Source organism: Clostridium sp. (assembly GCF_032552055.1).
Classification (GTDB): Bacteria; Bacillota; Clostridia; order Clostridiales; family Clostridiaceae; genus Clostridium.
This window is the reverse complement of the sequence record NZ_JAWGSV010000407.1, coordinates 1-1,471: the sequence shown is the minus strand read 5'-3', so window position 1 is coordinate 1,471 and position 1,471 is coordinate 1. Positions and strand designations below refer to the sequence as shown.

Below are 1,471 nucleotides of genomic sequence, written 5' to 3'. Positions count from 1 at the left end.
CATATATACTTAATTTTATAAAAAAATAAGAATTTATAACAAGAAATAAAGCGATTCTTAGCTCTCACTTTGAGAAGATGGAGTATTAGCAATGGTAGCAATCGGATAAATTAATATAATATTAAAGGCAAGAAAGGTAAAGTATGTTTGATATATATACAATAGGTCATTCAAATTATTCCATGGAAAAATTAATAGAGATGTTAAGGTATTATAATATTAATACTGTTGTAGATATTAGGGGAACTCCATATTCTAAATATAATGTACATTTTGATAAGGAAAGAATTCAGCATACCTTAACAAAGGAAGGCTTTATATATATTTATATGGCAAAAGAACTTGCAGCAAAGAGAATAAATAAAGTTTCTTATAATGCTGAAGGTTATTCTGATTTTGAAAAAGTAGTAGAAGAAGAGGATTTTAAAAGAGGGATAGAAAGATTAAAGGATGGATGCAGAAAAGGATATAGAATAGTATTACTTGGAGCTATGCAAGATCCAATAAGATGTCATAGAAGTATTTTAGTAGGTAGACCACTTAAAGAAGCTGGTTTTAATGTTATGCATATATTAGATGACTTAAGTATTAAGAATCAAGATTATATAGATGAAAGATTGCTTGATAAATACTTTCCAGATAGAAATCAATTAACTATAGATGCATTATTAGGAAATGAAATGACTAGGGAAGAAATGATAAATGAAGGTTATAGAATAGCCAATAAGGAAATTGGTTATAGGATTGAAAATTTACCTATTAAAAAATAGTAGTTAAAGGAGGAAGGAAATTGAGATATGTAATAGTGTGTGTAGTAAAAGGTGAAGGTGGAAGATTTAATAATGAAATGAGGAAAGATATATTTAAAAAGTTTAATGCTAGGTCGTCTAAACTTCCAGCTCATTTTACTATTAAGGCTCCTTTTGAATACGAAGGCAACATAAGAGAATTAGAGGAAGCCTTATATAAATTTAGTAAAGAAGAAGAAACAGCTACTTTTACTATGGATAAATATAATCATTTTGATGATAGAGTAATCTATATGGATGTTAATATGTCAAAAGAAGGAAAAGAACTTCATAATAGACTTATAGATTTACTAAGTAGCTTCGATTATATTAATTTTAATAAAAAGGATGGAAAAGATAAAATCTTTCATGTAACATTAACATCGAAAAGAGTTCCTCCAAAATTTGATAAGATTTGGAATTATGTTAATCAGTATTCTTTTAATTTCAATTGCAATTTTGATAATGTTAGCATTTTTAAATGGGAAGATAGTACATGGAAACTTTATAGAGAATTTAAATTAGGATTAAAATAACTTAAATAATCACATTGTTAAAAATTAGTATCGAATTTTGATAGATACTAATTTTTTTGTTATACAAATGGTTAATGATTATTAAGATGATATTAATAATAGTAAATAAATACTGTATAATCAAAATAATGAGGATAAAGATAATAT

General features: G+C 25.6%; 2 protein-coding genes. Both read left to right on the top strand.

The window, feature by feature from the left end; all coding sequences use genetic code 11:
* Positions 1 to 143: 143 nt before the first annotated feature.
* Positions 144 to 770: a DUF488 domain-containing protein gene (locus E6248_RS15960; RefSeq protein WP_316341752.1), complete on the top strand. Its 627-nt coding sequence runs from the start codon at positions 144 to 146 to the stop codon at positions 768 to 770.
* Between the two features lie 20 nt (positions 771 to 790).
* Positions 791 to 1,324 carry a 2'-5' RNA ligase family protein gene (locus tag E6248_RS15955; protein ID WP_316341750.1) on the top strand — a complete coding sequence of 178 codons (534 nt, stop codon included), beginning with the start codon at positions 791 to 793 and terminating at the stop codon, positions 1,322 to 1,324.
* The last annotated feature ends 147 nt before the right edge of the window (positions 1,325 to 1,471 follow it).

Excerpts from the sequence above, each read along its gene's own strand:
- E6248_RS15960 (WP_316341752.1), top strand. The coding sequence starts at position 144 with ATGTTTGATATATATACAATAGGTCATTCAAATTATTCCATGGAAAAA.